Here is a 350-nt window from a genome sequence, read left to right as displayed (position 1 = left end):
GAAGTGTCCAGCGTTCACAGCGGAAGCAAATTGGTATATCATCTCGGGGATGCTGTGGGAATTGTGAATCCGGGAGTTCACATCGGAATGTTTCAGGACAGCGTATTATACATGAAATATGCCACCGAAGAAGATCCCTGCGCATTGGATTTCCGGTATTTTCCGAAGGGATTCGGTGATGTCATGGAGACCTACAGCTGGTCCGATAATATTAAGCAGGCGGTGATCAAAAATCAAAAGGGACACAGCCTGATCTTCAATCATGAGGAAATCGCTCCCGGGGAGACCAAGGTATTTACCCCGGATACCCATAAGCAGGGACTGTTCAGCCCGGACTGCTATAACGGGAA

General features: G+C 48.6%; 1 protein-coding gene. It reads left to right on the top strand.

Annotated features, from left to right (window positions below; genetic code table 11):
- Positions 1-30 precede the first annotated feature (30 nt).
- A partial coding sequence (locus DW835_RS18140) for a hypothetical protein (RefSeq protein ID WP_207665433.1) occupies positions 31-350 on the top strand: 320 nt, incomplete at its 3' end.

This window comes from Clostridium sp. AM34-9AC (assembly GCF_003480225.1).
GTDB classification, from domain to species: Bacteria; Bacillota; Clostridia; order Lachnospirales; family Lachnospiraceae; genus Acetatifactor; species Acetatifactor acetigignens.
This window is presented reverse-complemented; position numbering and strand designations above follow the sequence as displayed.